Source organism: Chryseobacterium sp. BIGb0232 (assembly GCF_024810195.1).
Lineage (GTDB): Bacteria > Bacteroidota > Bacteroidia > Flavobacteriales > Weeksellaceae > Chryseobacterium > Chryseobacterium pennae.
This window is the reverse complement of sequence record NZ_JANUEH010000015.1, coordinates 17,442-34,802: the sequence shown is the minus strand read 5'-3', so window position 1 is coordinate 34,802 and position 17,361 is coordinate 17,442. Positions and strand designations below refer to the sequence as shown.

Annotated in this window: 15 protein-coding genes; 13 read left to right on the top strand and 2 right to left on the bottom strand. The window is 35.2% G+C overall.

What is annotated here, in order from left to right:
- Positions 1 to 28: 28 nt before the first annotated feature.
- From M2372_RS23475 to M2372_RS23465, 3 genes are all read left to right on the top strand, one after another.
- A complete protein-coding gene (locus tag M2372_RS23475) occupies positions 29 to 1,282 on the top strand; it encodes a sensor histidine kinase KdpD (protein WP_123321527.1) in 1,254 nt (417 codons plus the stop codon).
- 12 nt (positions 1,283 to 1,294) lie between these two features.
- On the top strand, positions 1,295 to 1,978 hold the full coding sequence (locus tag M2372_RS23470; RefSeq protein WP_115972748.1) for a response regulator transcription factor: 684 nt from the start codon (positions 1,295 to 1,297) through the stop codon (positions 1,976 to 1,978).
- Between the two features lie 77 nt (positions 1,979 to 2,055).
- Complete coding sequence (locus tag M2372_RS23465) at positions 2,056 to 4,353, top strand: GH92 family glycosyl hydrolase (RefSeq protein ID WP_123321526.1); 2,298 nt, start codon at positions 2,056 to 2,058, stop codon at positions 4,351 to 4,353.
- A gap of 166 nt (positions 4,354 to 4,519) precedes the next feature.
- On the opposite strand, the gene M2372_RS23460 is transcribed toward M2372_RS23465, so the two are convergent.
- Positions 4,520 to 5,857, bottom strand: coding sequence for a dihydroorotase (locus M2372_RS23460; RefSeq protein ID WP_115972750.1), 1,338 nt, complete (start codon positions 5,855 to 5,857; stop codon positions 4,520 to 4,522).
- Between the two features lie 205 nt (positions 5,858 to 6,062).
- Between M2372_RS23460 and M2372_RS23455 the strand changes: the two genes are divergently transcribed.
- From M2372_RS23455 to ribA, 8 genes are all read left to right on the top strand, one after another.
- Positions 6,063 to 7,490 (top strand): oligosaccharide flippase family protein, encoded by a 1,428-nt coding sequence (locus M2372_RS23455; protein ID WP_123321525.1) that lies wholly within the window; start codon positions 6,063 to 6,065, stop codon positions 7,488 to 7,490.
- Between the two features lie 145 nt (positions 7,491 to 7,635).
- Positions 7,636 to 8,652 (top strand): sugar phosphate nucleotidyltransferase, encoded by a 1,017-nt coding sequence (locus tag M2372_RS23450; RefSeq protein ID WP_123321524.1) that lies wholly within the window; start codon positions 7,636 to 7,638, stop codon positions 8,650 to 8,652.
- 113 nt (positions 8,653 to 8,765) lie between these two features.
- Positions 8,766 to 9,611 (top strand): DUF4292 domain-containing protein, encoded by an 846-nt coding sequence (locus M2372_RS23445; RefSeq protein WP_115972753.1) that lies wholly within the window; start codon positions 8,766 to 8,768, stop codon positions 9,609 to 9,611.
- Positions 9,608 to 11,170: a murein hydrolase activator EnvC gene (locus tag M2372_RS23440; protein WP_123321523.1), complete on the top strand. Its 1,563-nt coding sequence runs from the start codon at positions 9,608 to 9,610 to the stop codon at positions 11,168 to 11,170. The genes M2372_RS23445 and M2372_RS23440 overlap by 4 nt, the downstream gene beginning before the upstream one ends.
- 31 nt (positions 11,171 to 11,201) lie before the next feature.
- A complete protein-coding gene (locus M2372_RS23435) occupies positions 11,202 to 11,414 on the top strand; it encodes a twin-arginine translocase TatA/TatE family subunit (RefSeq protein ID WP_115972755.1) in 213 nt (70 codons plus the stop codon).
- A 15-nt stretch (positions 11,415 to 11,429) separates the two neighbouring features.
- Complete coding sequence (locus M2372_RS23430) at positions 11,430 to 12,044, top strand: DUF4254 domain-containing protein (RefSeq protein WP_123321522.1); 615 nt, start codon at positions 11,430 to 11,432, stop codon at positions 12,042 to 12,044.
- Complete coding sequence (locus tag M2372_RS23425; RefSeq protein ID WP_123321521.1) at positions 12,041 to 12,499, top strand: hypothetical protein; 459 nt, start codon at positions 12,041 to 12,043, stop codon at positions 12,497 to 12,499. Before M2372_RS23430 ends, M2372_RS23425 begins: the two co-directional genes overlap by 4 nt.
- A gap of 18 nt (positions 12,500 to 12,517) precedes the next feature.
- A complete protein-coding gene (gene ribA, locus M2372_RS23420) occupies positions 12,518 to 13,114 on the top strand; it encodes a GTP cyclohydrolase II (RefSeq protein ID WP_115972758.1) in 597 nt (198 codons plus the stop codon).
- Between the two features lie 295 nt (positions 13,115 to 13,409).
- Here ribA and M2372_RS23415 read toward each other — a convergent pair whose 3' ends face one another.
- On the bottom strand, positions 13,410 to 13,964 hold the full coding sequence (locus M2372_RS23415; protein WP_115972759.1) for a hypothetical protein: 555 nt from the start codon (positions 13,962 to 13,964) through the stop codon (positions 13,410 to 13,412).
- 116 nt (positions 13,965 to 14,080) lie between these two features.
- Between M2372_RS23415 and M2372_RS23410 the strand changes: the two genes are divergently transcribed.
- A complete protein-coding gene (locus tag M2372_RS23410) occupies positions 14,081 to 15,805 on the top strand; it encodes a glycoside hydrolase family 3 protein (RefSeq protein ID WP_123321520.1) in 1,725 nt (574 codons plus the stop codon).
- 10 nt (positions 15,806 to 15,815) lie between these two features.
- The gene (gene bshA / locus M2372_RS23405) at positions 15,816 to 16,964 is read left to right on the top strand and encodes an N-acetyl-alpha-D-glucosaminyl L-malate synthase BshA (RefSeq protein ID WP_115972760.1); all 1,149 of its coding nucleotides are present in this window, start codon (positions 15,816 to 15,818) and stop codon (positions 16,962 to 16,964) included.
- The last annotated feature ends 397 nt before the right edge of the window (positions 16,965 to 17,361 follow it).

The window sequence follows — 17,361 nt, the reverse complement described above, 5'->3', positions numbered from 1 at the left end:
ATATTTTTGGATAATATTGTTTCAGGAAATGAAAATAAAAAAACTCAATATCATCATAACGCTGGGGTTCATAGCTATTATCGGAATTTTAATAGCTCAACTAATGTGGACCCGCCAGGCTTATAATCTTGAGGATAAAAAGTTTAATCAAAAAGTAAATATTGCCTTAATGGAAGTTGCAGAGAAATTATCCGAAGGCAAAACTTCCTATACTGAAAACCCTGTACAGAATATCGCCAATGACTATTACGTAGTCAATATTAACAATGAATTTCATCCCATAGTTCTTGAATATTATCTGAAAACAGAATTTACCCGTTTCCAGATCAATACGGATTACGCATATGCATTATATAACTGCCATAGTGATAAAATGGTGTACGGAAAGTTTATGACCACCCATCAGGAAAGTCCAAGTAACAAGGTGATTAATTTCCCCAAACACAAAAACCTTACCTATTACTTTTCCATCCGGTTTCCTGATAAAACAACTTATCTTATCAGTTCATTAAGATTCTGGTATCTTCTCACGTTTGCCCTTATTATTATTCTTTTGGTGTATGTGTATTCTATCTATACCATTATTCAGCAAAAGAAATTTTCAGAACTTCAAAGAGATTTCATCAATAATATGACGCATGAGTTTAAAACGCCTCTGTCTTCAATACTTTTAGCTTCAGAAGCACTCAACAAGCAGGATCTTGTACAGGAAAACTCCAAACTGCAGACTTACACATCCATTATTATCAATCAAAGCCACAAGCTTAATAATCATATTGAAAAAATATTGAATATTGCAAAGAACGATGCTTCCGGATTATTATTAAAACCTCAAAAAATCCTGCTCCTTCCTTTTATTCAGGAAATTGCAGACACCATACAGCACAAAAATACAGACCTCAGCATTGAGATAGATATTGAAAACACAACTTCAATAATGGCTGATGAATTTCATTTTACCAATATCATTTATAATATTTTAGACAACTCCATCAAGTATTGTGAAACAAAACCCGTTATTAAAATTTCAAGCTATAAAGATTCAAAAGGTTTATATTTAAAATTTAAAGACAACGGGTTGGGTATCCCTGCTAAAAATATTCCTCATATTTTTGAAAAATTTTATAGGGTACCTACCAAAAGAAGTGAGGAAGTGAATGGTTTTGGGCTTGGATTATTTTATGTAAAGAAAGTAGTGCAGCAGCATCTCTGGAAAATTTCTGTAGAGAATAATGAGTACAAAGGAATTACCACTACTCTATTTTCCCCGTTTTCAATTTAATCATGTGTAAGTATGGAGAAATCTAAAATTTTATATGCAGAAGACGACAAAACAATAGCATTCCTGGTTGAAGACAGCCTGGAAAGCTATTATGACATCAGCTGCTATTCGGATGGTGAATCTGCATTAGAAGCATTTAACAGTAAGGATTATGATATTTGTCTGCTGGATATTATGATGCCCGGTATGAACGGATTTGAGGTAGCAAAGCAGATTCGCAGTAAAAACTCTGATATTCCGATTATTTTTATTTCGGCAAAAGCTTTAAAGGAAGACAGAATCAAAGGGCTAAAAATAGGAGCTGATGATTATCTTGTAAAGCCATTCAGTATTGAAGAACTGATGCTGAAAATTGAAGTTTTCCTGAAGCGTACAAAGAAAACAAATACCTCTCCTCTAAAATACAAAGTCGGAAACTATGATTTTGATCCTAAAAACTACACCCTGCAAGGTATAGAAAACAATATCACTCTCACCCAAAGAGAGTCTGACCTGCTTTTATATTTTATCCGCCATAAAAATCTTGTTGTCAAAAGACAGGATATCCTGAAGGCTATTTGGGGAGATGATGATTATTTTATGGGAAGAAGTCTTGATGTATTTATTTCCCGATTGCGAAAAGTATTGGCTGGAGAACAGGATATTTTAATTGAAAACCTGCACGGAATAGGTTTCCGTTTTTCCGAAAAAAAATAAATATTAAACGCATTCTTATAAAGTAAAGCCGCAAATGATGATTTTAATTAATTTTAACCTTTGAAAATTTGTTATTAATGAAAAATCACAAACCCACTTTTTTTCTGTTTCTATTATTTTTAAGCATACATTTTAAAGCTCAAAAATTTGAAAGATTATACCAATATGTAAATCCACTTATCGGAACCGAAAAAATGGGACATACGTATCCTGGAGCTACTGTTCCTTTTGGAGCCATACAATTAAGCCCGGAAACAGATAGTATTTCTTATGAACTTAACGGGAAATACAATGGTGAGGTGTATAAATATTGCGCAGGTTACCGTTATGAGGATAAAACCATTACAGGTTTCAGTTCTACTCATTTCAGTGGTACAGGGCATTCTGACCTGGGGGATTTGCTGGTGATGCCTACTGTAGGAAAACTTCAGCTTAATCCCGGAACAGCATCTCACCCTGAAAACGGATACAGAAGCAGATTTTCACATCAAAACGAGAGAGCGGAAGCCGGATATTATCAGGTAAAGCTTGACGATCATAACATTCTTGCTGAATTAACAGCCACTCCAAGAGTTGGAGTTCATCGGTATACTTTTCCTAAATCTGAACAATCCCATATTATTCTGGATCTGATGGCCGGCATCTACAATTATGATGGAAAAAATGTATGGACCTACGCCCGTGTAGAGAATGGCAATACCATTACAGGGTATCGTCAGACCAACGGCTGGGCAAGAACCAGAACGGTTTATTTTGCAATGAAGTTCTCAAAACCTTTCAAATCATACGGTCAGAAAAATTATGATGAAAAACAGGTCTACAAAGGATTTTGGAGAAAGTTTGATCAGACAAAAAATTTTCCAGAAATCGCCGGTAAGAATCTGAAAATGTACTTTGACTTTGATACGAATGAGAACGAATCTATTGAGATTAAGCTTGCAATTTCTCCTGTAAGCCAGGCTAACGCTCAGGAAAATCTTGAAAAAGAAGCTGGAAATTTAACGTTTGATCAGATTAAGGCAAAAGCACAGGAAGATTGGAATAAAGAATTGAATAAAATTATTATTAAAGGTTCTGACATTCAAAAGACCAATTTCTATACAGCAATGTATCACACATTCATCAATCCCACAACCTATATGGATGTAAATGGAGAGTATAAAGGATTGGACCAGAATATTCACAAAGCAGAAAATTTTACTAATTATACTACCTTTTCTCTTTGGGATACCTATCGGGCACTCCATCCATTTTTTAATATTATCCAGCCCAAACGGAATAACGATATGGTGAGATCTATGATGGCTCATTATAATCAGTTTTCTATGAAGATGTTACCTATCTGGTCTCATTATGCCAATGATAACTGGTGTATGAGTGGCTATCATAGCGTAAGTGTAGTTGCCGATGCTATTATTAAAGGAAACTATGATGGTGATGCTAAAGAAGCCCTGAAAGCATGTGTAGAAACTGCCAACAAAAGAGACTATGAAGGTATTGGACAGTATATTGACTTAGGGTACATTCCAGCGGAGAAAAACGGAACTTCCGTTTCAAACACACTTGAATATGCTTATGACGACTGGGCGATTGCTCAATTGGCAAAACATCTGGGAGAAACAGAAATTTATAATCAATTCATTAAACGCTCTGAAAACTGGAAGAATAATTTCGATAAAACCACTGGCTTTATGCGCCCACGTCTGGCTGACGGAAGTTTCAAAAAAGATTTTGATGTTTTAAGTACCCACGGACAGGGATTCATTGAAGGAAACTCATGGAACTACAGCTTCTTTGTTCCGCAAAATCCTGATGAACTGATCACAATGATGGGCGGAAAAAAGAAGTTTGCTTCAAAGCTTGATGAGCTCTTCAGTATGCACTTACCGGATGAATTCTTTGCAGATACAGAAGATATTACCAGAGAAGGTATTATTGGCGGATATGTTCATGGTAATGAACCTGCTCATCATGTTGCTTATCTTTATAACTGGGCAGGTCAACCCTGGAAAACACAGTCACAGATCCGCCATATTCTTGAAATGCAATATAAAGCTACTCCTGATGGTTTAGGGGGAAATGATGATACCGGACAAATGAGTGCGTGGTATATTTTAAGTTCATTAGGCTTTTACCCTGTCTCACCCGGTTCAGAAAACTATTCCATCGGAAGTCCGGCAGTTGACAGAGCTATTTTAAATTTAGAAAATGGAAAAACCTTTGAAATTGAAGCCATCAACCAAAGCACACAAAATGTATATGTTCAGAAAATTCTCTTAAATGGAAGAGAAATTAAGAATTTTACATTAAAACATTCGGAAATTATGAATGGTGGGAAACTTACTTTTTATATGGGCAATAAGGCTAAAAAATAGATCGTGAGAAACTATTTCTTCAAAATTTAATATTTAAATAAGCTCTCGCAGATTATATAACCCTTTTCAATCAGCCTGTTGACGGGTTTTGGCTAAAGCCAATGGAATTTTATATAAAAAAAGCGGGCTTTAGCCCGCTTCTATTGAATTGTTATAATAACTTTTATTATTCTTTCACCTCGAAAAGTAGTCTCTCCCCAAATTTCTCCTCAGCAATTTTTCCATTATCATAAACCAACTGTCCATTGACAAAAGTATGGGTAACTTTAGAATGAAAATTCATTCCTTCAAGTGGGCTCCAACCGCATTTGTATAATAAATTCTCTTTAGAAACTGTCCAGTCTGCATTTAAGTCAACCAAAACAAGATCCGCTTTATAATCTTCTTTCACAAAACCTCTCTTTTCCACTTTGAAAAGAATGGCCGGATTATGGCTCATTTTTTCTACAATTTTCTCAAGGGAGATTTTACCATTTTTATAGTTTTCCAGCATGACAACCAATGAATGTTGAACTAATGGTGCTCCGGAAGGACATTTTGTATATACATTATTCTTTTCCTCAGCAGTATGAGGGGCATGATCCGTTGCAATCACATCAATTCTGTCATCCAATAATGCTTCCCAAAGGGCATCTTTATCTTTTTGTGTTTTTACAGCCGGATTCCATTTAATAAGACCTCCTTTTGTATTATAATCTTCATTTGTAAAAGTAAGATGGTGAACACATACCTCAGCCGTAATCTTTTTATCTTTTAATGGAATATCATTTCTGAATAATTCCATTTCTTTAGCTGTTGAAAGGTGAAAAACATGTAGTCTTGCTCCGGTTTTCTTTGCCAGTTCAATAGCTTTGGATGAAGATTTATAACATGCTTCTTCACTTCTGATCAGATGATGAAACTTTACAGGGATATCTTCACCATATTCATCCATATACTTTTGGGTGTTGGCTCTGATAGTGGCTTCATCTTCGCAATGAACTGCAATCAGCATTTTTGTATTGCTGAAGATGTTTTCCAGAGTCTCCGGATTATCAACCAACATATTTCCTGTAGATGACCCTAAGAACAGTTTAATTCCCGGAACATTTCTGGGATTTGTTTTTAAAACTTCTTCAAGATTATCATTCGTTCCTCCCATCATGAAACCATAGTTGGCATAAGCTTTCTGAGAAGCAATTTCATATTTATCCGCTAATAATTCCTGAGTAACAGCATTAGGAACAGTATTAGGCTGATCAATAAAACTGGTCACTCCACCGGCAATCGCTGATTTTGATTCTGTTTCAATATCTCCTTTATGGGTAAGACCCGGGTCACGAAAATGAACCTGATCATCAATGACTCCCGGAAGAAGGTATTTTCCGGTACCGTCAATCATCAGATCGGCATCTTCAGAAATACCGGAAGCTATTTTAGAAATTAAATCATTTTCTATTAAGATATCGCTTTCAAAGATTTTTCCTTCATTAACGATATTTACATTTTTGATTAAGGTCTTCATTTTACTTTTAGAAATTAGATTAGAAATTTAAAGATAGAAAAAGCTTGAATTATCAATTAGAACCAATTACTCAGTATAATTATGAACTGATAACATCTTACTTCCAACTTCTCTAAAAAGCAAAATTAAGGTTTATGAATGAATTTTAAGATCACTCGTAATAAATCAATTTCTAAATATTTACATTTGCATAAAATTTTTCGAATTGTATAAGAAATTATTAGGGCAAACAATTATTTATGGAGTGGGAGCCATTGCGCCAAGAATTATTTTATTTATTCTTAATCCACTTTTGATCTATAAAATTCCCAATGAAGGTTTTGCGATTTTCACACAGCTTTATGCATGGATTTCATTTGTCAACATTATCCTTTCATTCGGTTTTGAAACTGCCTATTTCCGATTCTCTGCGGAAGATGATAACGAGAAAAAAACCTTCAATACTTCATTCTGGTTTTTATTTTCTACCTCTACCCTTTTCCTTGCATTATGCTACTTATTCAATCAGCCTATTGCCGATTATTTGGGGTATCACAACAATCCTGAATATATTAAATGGTTTGCATTAATTGCATTTTTCGATAATTTATTGGTGATTCCGTTTGCATGGCTCCGTTTTCATAATAAGCCCATCAAATATTCAGCAGTAAGAGTTTTCCAGTCTATATTTCAGGCAGTTTTTACAGCCGCTTTATTTTTCTGGATTCCGGAAAGTGTTTCGAAAAGCTTTGGTTTAAATCAAAATGTAGATTATCCTTTCTTCAGTAATCTCGCAGGAAGTGCCTTAGGAGTTCTATTACTACTTCCCATTATATTGAAAGTAAGATTCCAATTTGTAGCTTCCCTATTTAAACGTATGATTAAGTATTCATTTCCATTAATGCTTGCGGGTCTTGCTTTCATGGTAAATGAAAACTTTGACAAGTCCATTCAAAGAAGTCATATTTCAGATGAGCAAGCCGGTGCTTATGGAGGATGTTATAAACTGGCTGTCCTGATGACATTATTTGTTACCGCTTACCGAATGGGTATTGAACCCTTCTTTTTTAAGCAAATGGATAAAGGTGATGCCAAAAAGACCTATGCTAAAGTAGCAGAATACTTTGCTTTCTTTGCATGTGCTGTAGCCCTGGGAATCATTGCTAATATTTCCTGGCTAAAAAGTGTTTTCATACCCAATCAATCGTATTGGATTGCTATAGACATTATCCCGATTATTGTTATCGCCAACCTTTGTTTCGGAATATACTATAACTTTTCCACATGGTACAAAGTAACAGACAGGACAAGTGTTGGAACTGCAATTTCATGGATTGGAGCAGGGATCAATATCGCTTTAAATTATTTAGCACTATCCTATTATCACAGTATGATGGGTTCTGCATGGGCAACATTCGGAGCATACACCATTATGATGATCATATCATATCTGCTGGGACAGAAATATTACCCGATCCCCTATAGAATGAAGAAAATATCTTTTTTCTTACTATTGCTTGGCGTTTTCAGTTTTATCATTGTAAAATATCTTAACTATAATATTTTAACAAGTAATTTATTATTCTTAACCTTCCTTGGCATTTTGATCTATTCTGAGAAAAATATGATTATATCAAGAATCAGGAAGAATTAAACTTTGGTCTCTCTTTTGATGACTATTAAGCTTAAAAAACAAACAAAGTGGCTAAACATGATGAGTATTATATTTCTAAAATGTTTTAATTACTATATTTAGCTAAAAATACCTACATTTAAACAAAAACATCGTTATATCATCTATGAAAATTATTGTTCCTATGGCTGGACGTGGTTCCAGATTACGTCCACATACACTGACAGTACCAAAACCGCTTATTCCTATTGCAGGAAAACCTATCGTACAGAGATTGGTAGAAGATATTGCTAAAGTTGCAGGAGAAAAAATTGAAGAAGTAGCTTTTATCATCGGAGACTTTGGTCCTGAGATCGAAAGATCACTTATTCAGATTGCTGAAAAACTGGGAGCAAAAGGAAGTTTATATTATCAAAATGATCCTCTTGGAACTGCCCATGCTATCAAATGTGCTGAACAGTCAATGACAGGAGACGTTGTAATTGCTTTCGCTGATACTCTTTTCCGTGCAGATTTCCAATTGGATAAAAACTCTGATGGGGTAATCTGGGTAAAAAGCGTAGAGGATCCATCTGCATTCGGAGTGGTAAAGCTGGATAACTATGGATTCATTACTGATTTCGTTGAAAAACCTCAGACATTTGTTTCAGATCTTGCCATTATTGGAATCTATTATTTCAACAGTGCCGAAAAATTAATGGATGAGATCAACTACATCATGGACAATGACATTAAAAATGGCGGAGAATATCAGTTGACGATGGCATTGGAAAACCTAAGAGCGAAAGGAGCTAAGTTTACTTTAGGTAAAGTGAATGACTGGATGGACTGTGGTAATAAAAATGCAACCGTAGAAACCAACAGTAAAATTCTTGAATACGAAAAAGAAGAAATGTCTCATTATCCGGCATCTGCTGTAATTGAAAACTCATTGATTATTCCACCATGCTTTATTGGAGAGAATGTGAAAATTTCTAATTCTAAAGTTGGACCTGGAGTTTCATTAGGAAACAATACAGCTATTGTTAACTCTAATATTGAGAACTCTCTTATCCAGGAAAACACAAAAATCAACCACGGGAACCTTTCCAATTCTATGATTGGGAATTCTGCTCAGTATTTCGGAGTGGCAAGAGAAATTTCACTCGGAGATTACTCTGTTTTAGATTTCCTGTCTAAATAATTAAGATTAGTAATTATTTAATTTAAAATAAGATAAACCAAACCACACAAACTGTTTTGTGTGGTTTGGCGTTAATATTGCACCGTATTTTTTTAATTAAAAAAGATAAATACATGAAAAATTGGATCCCGTTTCTTTTATTACTTCTTGCCTTATCTTCCTGTAAAACCCGTAATGCCGTAAAAAACACTACAGGCAATAGCAGGGACAGTATCCAAACAACAGAAGATAACAGAAACCCAAAAGATGTAAATCAACCGGTAAGAGATAAACTTACCTTTTATGAACATGTATTGATCCCACCAAAATTCGAGCAAATCAAAATAGACAGTAAAGTGCGGGTAGAAACCGGAAGTTTTATTCCTACATTAGATGCTACTATTTATATAGAAAATGATAAAAAGGTCTGGATGAATCTGAGAGCTCTTTTATTTAATGTCGCCAGAGGTATTGCAACCCCGGATGGAATAAAGGGCCAGGATAAAACCAGTAAAACCTACATTGATTCCGATTTCGACTATCTTAATAACCTGCTGAATGTTAACTTCATTGATTATAAAGCTTTGGAAAAAATCCTTTTGGGAAGAACTTTTGTAAAGATCAGCGATTCTCAATTTACTTTAGCCCAAAATGCACAAGGTTATAAAATGGTCTCCAATGTAAACCAGAAAATCGTAACCGATGAAAAAAGCAGAGAGTATAAAATTGCTTTGCAATATGACACCAATTACGATTTATTAAGTGTCAATTTAAAAGATGTTTTATCACCGGACGAACTGGAAATATCATACAGTGACTGGAATGAATACAACGGAATACGCCTTCCGCAAAATGTTAAAATAATTATAAAAGGTTCAAAATCTAGTCAAATTTTACTGGAAAATACGAAATTTGACTTTTCGAGGATGGAAACACCATATTCTGTACCATCCAGTTATAAGAAAATTGAGATTAAATGATTAAAAAATTTAGCTTTTTAATAGGTGTTCTTATGTTTGGACTGCACCAGGGACAGCAGAAGAAAGAACAGCTGCAGAAGCAGAATGCCGAACTTAAAAAACAAATTGCACAAATAAATACGGATTTAGCTAAAACAAGAAGCGAATCTAAACTTTCCATAGCCTACCTTACCAATGTTAATCAAAAGTTAGTATTAAGAGAAAAGGTCTACAATAACACTCAGAAAGAAAAGAGATTTATTGAAGATGACATCTATTTAAAGCAGCTTGAGATCAATCGTCAGAATAAGGAATTGGCCGTTCTGAGAAAGAATTATGCTGAAGTCTTGGTAAATGCTTATAAAAACAAAGGGGTACAGAATAAAGTAACCTTCATTCTTTCGTCTAAGAATCTGGGTGAAGGTATTCGAAGAGTACAATACCTAAAGCAATATTCTGATTACCAGGATAAAAAAGCGGCTGAAATCAGCGATGCAGCCAATCAGATCAAAAAAACCATTACGCAAAGACAAAACTCTGTAAAAGAGAAACAAAACCTTCTGGTAAATCAACAGAAGGATTTAGCAACGATTAATGCGGAAAGAGCTCAAAAAGAGCAACTGGTAACTGACTTTAAAAAGAACGAAGTAAAACTTACTGGTGAACTAAAGCAAAAACAAGTTCAGTCCAAAGCTCTTGAAGGACAGATCAGAGCAATTATTGCAGAAGAGATCAGAATTGCAAAAGCGGAAGAAGAAGCCAGAAGAAAAGCGGAAGCAGAAAAAATACGTTTAGCAAAACTTGCTGCAGAAAGAGAAAAAGCAAGAATTGAAGCTGAGGCTAAAGCAAGAGCTGAAGCTTTGGAGAGAGAAAGAAGAATTGCTGAAGCTGAAGCTAAAAAAGCGGCAGAATTAGCCGCAAGAAGAGCTGAAGAAGAAAGAAAACGTAATGAAGAAGCTGCAAGAGCTGAAGCCAGCGCAAAAGATGAAGCAAGAAAAATAGCTGCTAAAAAAGCGTCTGATGAAGCAGCTGCCAAATCTAAAGAAGCCGCAGATAAACTCGCAGCAGCCAGAGCCGCAGAATTGGCCTTAGCCAAGAGAAAAGAAGAAGACAAAAAAGCAGCAGAATCTAAGGCTATGACAAGCTATGGAGTTACTACCTCCACAGGAAGTAGCTTTGCAGAAAGCAGAGGAAAATTAGGATATCCTACAGACAAAGCCGGACGAATTACCCACCGTTTCGGAAGACAGCCACACCCTGTATTCAAAAATATTACAGAAGAAAACAATGGTATCAAACTTTCTGTACCAGCGGGCACCCGTGCCAAATCTGTATATCCGGGATCTGTATCTTCAGTACTTGCTAACAATGATGGTACAAAAACTGTAATCATTAAACATGGAAGCTACTTTACTATTTATTCCAACTTAGGAAATGTAAATGTTTCCAAAGGACAACAGGTCTCCGCCGGAACCCCGGTAGGAACTGTAGCTCAGGATTTTGACGGTGCTTATACCCTTGATTTCCAAGTATGGAACGGAAGTACACCGGTTGACCCACTAGGTTGGATTTCATATTAAAAAAAGTGTAACTTTGCAAAAATTTTAAGAGATGAATACACTCACAATACTTGCCTTATCTTGGCAACACATCCTTATCGTAGCTATACTTTTAGTATTGCTTTTTGGAGGAAAGAAAATTCCGGAACTTATGAGAGGAGTAGGTTCAGGAATCAAGGAATTTAAAGATGCGGTGAAAGAAGAAGACAAACCAGGTTCTGAAAAAAAATCTTCTTCTACAGATAATAATTCTTCAAGTAACTAAAATTCCTTAGAATTAATGAAATTTACTGAGACTGCATGGAAAGTCTTCAATCAATCTATTGAAGACTATCACGTGTCTGATGACGTTAACGCTCTAATTAATAACCCGTTCGAAAAAGATAGTTTGGAACGGATTTTGTATGCAAAGAACTGGATTGATACCGTTCAATGGCATCTGGAAGATATAATTAGAGATGAAAATATTGATCCAGCTGAAGCTCTTCAACTGAAGAGAACAATAGACGCCTCCAATCAGAAAAGAACTGATCTGGTAGAATATATAGACAGCTGGTTCCTTAATAAGTTTGAAAATATAACTCCTAAACCTGAAGCAAAGATAAATACGGAAACTCCCGCTTGGGCAGTAGACAGATTATCTATCCTTGCACTAAAGGTCTATCATATGTCATTAGAAGCCAATAGAGAATCTGCCTCTGAAGAACACAGGAACAATTGCCAGGCTAAACTGAATGTTCTGCTTACTCAGAAGGAAGATCTGTCAACTTCTATAGACCAGTTGCTTGCTGATATTGAAAACGGTAATGTTAAGATGAAAGTATACAAACAAATGAAAATGTATAACGATGAAAGTCTTAACCCAATCCTTTATCAAAAAGGGCAACAAAAATGAAAAGACTAGTTTTTTTTGGAGTACTAATACTATTAACATCTTCCTGCGCAACGGAAAAGCTTAACCTTTCTCCGCTGTCAAATAACTTTTATAGCGATACAAAAGGCTCTGATTCAGATAGAGGCTCTAAGAAGAGTTTTAATATCAATATCAAGGAAAACGTAAACGCTTCTGAGATTTCAAATATTATCTCAACTTTCCCTAAGTTTAAAAACAATGGGCTGAATGATGAGGTGGCAAGTTTGAAATACAGCCTTCAGAATTATCTATATGCTATTGATGCCAATAATTCATCAGGTAAAAGTAGGGCACTAAAAAGCTTCGAAAAATCATACAAGAAGATTCAAAAGCAAAGACAAAGCCTTGACAAAGATGATGATGAAGTTCTCAACAGATATTTGGTCCGTTTAAAAACCAATATTTCTGTGATTGAAGATGCTTTACCAGGAAGTTAAAAACTAATTGAATTATCAATGATTAAAATTCAGGCGGAAGCCAATGTTCCTACAGAGCACGGCAATTTCCGAATGATCGCTTTCTCCGAAAATGAAAACGACTGGATGCCTCACATGGCCATCATCGCAGACAATACAGATTTCTCAAAACCTGTGAATGTCCGTTTCCATTCAGAATGTATTACCGGAGAAGTCTTCCATTCAAAAAAATGCGAATGCGGCCAGCAATTGGATGCAGCAATGAAATATATCCACGAAAACGGGGGAATTATTATATACCTTCGTCAGGAAGGTCGTAATATTGGCATCATCAATAAATTAAAAGCTTATTCATTACAGGAGAAAGGTCTTGATACAGTACAAGCCAATCTTGAACTTGGGCTTCCTGCAGATGACAGAAACTTTGGTGTAGCCATTGAAATTCTTAATCTGTTGGATGTAAAAGACATCAACCTTTTGACCAATAATCCTGAAAAGGTAAAATATGTGGTAGAGAGTAATGTTCATCTCAATTCAAGGATTCCATTACAAATTCCGGCCAACGAGATTAGTAAAGGCTATTTACAGACAAAAAAAGATTTCTTTGGACATCTGCTCGATGACAATGATAACTAGATAAAATAAAAGCTTCAGAACAAGTTCTGGAGCTTTTTTATTAGAGTATCATTCTGCAAAATATTTCAAAATAAATTCAGACTAAAAATAATCAGGATAAGCCTCATTATAAAGAATGGGAATAAATTATTGTGACATTCTATAAACACTGTCCTATTTCTCATTGTCACCCCATTATTCACCATACAAGACTGTGATCAATTCTGCCCTCTTTTATTTATATAAAAATCAAAAGCCCCGGAAGATAACTCCCGAAGCTTTTTTAATTATAAAAAACTGAAAAGATATTTCTTAATTAGTGTGCGCTGATAGTTTTAACTTTAGATTCATCAATGTTATAATACTTAATCACCGCATTATAATCACTTAAATCAACGCTATTGGCTGCTTTTGCTGCTTTTTTAGCTGGATCAGCAGGTACTAGTACAATTCTAAATGTTTGATTTGTCAAGTATTTAGCAGTTTCAGCAGATGTCATTTGTGTTCCCTGATTAAAATTTGCTTTTGTCTCAACATTTACTACACTACTATTAAACTTAAAGTTATAATCTAGTTCTCTATTTGTTGGCAAACCACTCACATCATCAAGAAAATAGGTTTTGGGAATTTGTTGCCACAGATTACCTTCTTTTTTATATACAAGAACTACATCAGTAGCTTGAATGTTGATATCAGATATTAATGTAAAATTGTTTGCAGCTGTAAATGATCCAGTCGCATCCATCATAATTGGAAAAGTATCATTATCCTTTCCTGGGTTCACCACTACCGGATCGTTGTTACTATTATCGCAACTATATGCTAGAAATCCGACACCGGCTAATAATATAATTGGAAGTATTTTTTTCATTTTTATAAATGTTTAGTTATTATTTATATTGCGTATTCAAATCATATACCAAAAATTTCAAAATCTTTGTTTTTCTCAATTTTTTTAATTGTATTTTTGTTCTTATTCAAAAAGTCATGAAGAAATTATTATATACTTCACTCTTTATTGCAGCAATCATTAGTCCTAGGATTAATGCCCAATATCAGCCTAAAAATACATCGAAGGAAGATCTTAAAAAGGCCCAGCAATGGGTTGAAAAAACATATAAAAATCTTTCTCAGGATGAAAAACTGGGCCAGCTTTTTATTGTTGCATTATATACTAATAAAGGAGAAGACTATATCAATCAGGTAAGAAATATTGTTGCTAATGATAAAATTGGCGGCTTGATCCTGATGCAGGATGATGCTGCAAGAGAAATCAACCTTGTGAATGAATTCCAGCAGAAATCCAAAGTTCCCTTAATGATCGGAATGGATGCTGAATGGGGATTGTTCCAGAGAATTGCAACAGCACATAAATTCCCATGGGCAATGACCCTTGGAGCTATTCAGGATAAGAATCTGGTTTATCAGATGTCTGCTAAAATTGCAGAAGACTGTCACAGAATGGGTATCAACTGGGATTTTGCTCCGGTAGTAGATGTAAACACAAATCCAAATAACCCTATTATCGGCAACAGAAGTTTCGGTTCCGAAGTGGATAATGTAATCAGTTCTGCCCTATCCTATTCTAACGGACTTCAGGATAACAATATATTGGCAGCCATCAAGCATTTCCCTGGCCATGGTGATACCAATACGGATTCTCACCTTGATCTTCCGGTGGTTTCCCACAATATGGAAAGATTAAACTCTATAGAGCTGGCACCTTTCAAAGCTTTGATGGATAAAGGAATCGGAGGCGTAATGGTGGCTCACTTATACGTTCCTAGCCTAGAATCCGGAAAAGGAATTCCAGCTTCTGTTTCAAAAAATATCATTACAGGATTGTTGAAAGATAAACTCGGATATAAAGGATTAATCATCACTGATGCTCTCAATATGGGGGCTGTAGCCAACAAATACAAACCGGGAGAACTGGATGCCATGGCATTTAAAGCAGGAAATGATATTATGCTTTTCTCTCAGGGAGTTTCTGAAGGTAAAAAACTGATTCAAAAGGCAATTGATAATAAAGAAATCCCACAATCCAGAGTAGAGGAAAGTGTAAAGAAAATATTATTAACAAAATATTTCCTTGGATTAACTCAGTATACTCCGAAAAATCCGGAAAACATCAATGCTGATCTTAATAATGATTCTCATAAGACTTTGGTTCAGAATCTTTATTCTAATGCTCTGACTTTGATTAAAAATAATCAAAGATTACTTCCAATTTCCGGGTGGAACGCAAAAGTATATTATGTTCCATTAGAAGAAGGTTCGTATCAGACTTTTGCCAATAAACTGGGATCAAATGTAATCATTAAAAAAGCATCTGAAATCAACACAATTCCTGCGGGCTCAACTGTAATAGTAGGTTTCCATAAGGATAATTCTACGGCTTACAAGCCTTATACAATCTCTGCTGAATCAAAGAAGATACTTGCTGACCTTACTAAAAATCAAAATGTACTTCTTACGGTATTCGGAAGTGCTTATGCTTTAAAAGATATTGATATTTCAAAAGTATCAACAGTTCTTGTGGCTTATGAAAACAATGATGATTCAATGAATGCAGCAGCTGATGCCTTAAACGGAAAAACAAGAATATGGGGTAAACTTCCTGTATTGGTCAATGATCAACTGAAAGCAGGAATGGGTATAGACTTACCTCTTCCTCCTCCTCCATCAATAAATAGTACAAAATCAAAATAACTATAATCCAATGAAAATAGGCATACTTTGCTATCCAACTTATGGTGGAAGCGGAATTGTAGCAACAGAACTTGGAATGTCCCTTGCCAACAAAGGATATGAAGTACACTTCATAAGCTCTGCTCTTCCTGCAAGATTAGATATTACCAATCCGAATATTTTCTTTCACAGGGTAAATGTTCAGACCTACCCGCTTTTTCAATATCAGCCTTATGATATTGCATTAAGTTCTATGATCTATAGGGTTGTCAATCTCTATAAACTGGATCTGTTGCATGCTCATTATGCTATTCCTTATGCATATGCTGCATTTACAGCTAAACAGATGCTTCAGGAAGACAATAATGATATTCCTTTGGTGACGACATTACATGGTACAGATATTACTCTTGTAGGTCAGCATCCAAGCTATAAACATGCAGTAGAATTCTCTATCAACAAATCAGACGCTATTACTTCTGTTTCTGAAAGTCTGAAAAAGGATACGCTTCAGTTTTTCAATATCAAAAAGGAAATCCAGGTGATTACCAACTTTATTGATAATTCAGAATTCGATGACTGTACAGAATGTCAGAGAACTCAGTTTGCAAATCCTGATGAGAAAATCCTGATCCACGTATCGAACCTTCGTCCTGTAAAACGTGTGGATGAAGTTCTCCAGATCTTTAAGAATGTAGAAAAAAAGGTTAAATCCAAACTGATCATTATTGGTGAGGGTCCTGATATGGAAAAGGTGAACCAGTTCCTTGAAGAAAACCCTGATCTTATCTCAAAAATCCGTCTTCTGGGGAAAGTGAATGATCTTTATAAAATCTTACAGCTTTCTGATGTATTTTTACTTCCGTCTGAGCAGGAAAGTTTCGGTTTGGCAGCTTTGGAAGCTATGGCAGCCTACACTCCTGTGATCAGCTCGAACGCTGGAGGAATTCCTGAAGTAAATATCCAAGGAGAAACAGGATATCTGGCAGAGATCGGAAATGTAGAAGCCATGAGCAACTACACTATTAAGTTGTTGAGTAACGAAGATCTGTTAACCAAAATGAAGGAAAACGCAAAAGATCAGGCAATAAAGTTCGATTTGAAAAATATTCTTCCTATATATGAGAAAATGTATAGAACAACTATAGAAAATTTTAAAACGGAGTTGACGAAAGCATAATATTTTAAAATTCCGGTAGTCGAATAGACATAAAATAAGGCTTAGATGAATAGATCTAGGCCTTTTTTTTTGCAATCATCTCAGTCTATTAATCTTCCTTACTTATTTTAAGATCAGTAAAATGACCCAATCCAAAGCCCAATACTTCCCTTCAGATCATTAACAATTAATATAGATTGTACAGCCCCGTTTAAGCATAGTTTTGCGGTTTCATCTTTTACTTCTATTCTTATCCTGATCCATCTTACTGGTATCATATCTGCATAAGCTTCATGTTTTTCCAGTGTTTCTTTTCTTAACTTCTCCCAGGGATAGAAATATACAGCGTATCATGATTTCTACATATCTGATCATTGGCTCTACCATTAGTAGGACGTAGATAGAAAATCAGAGTTAA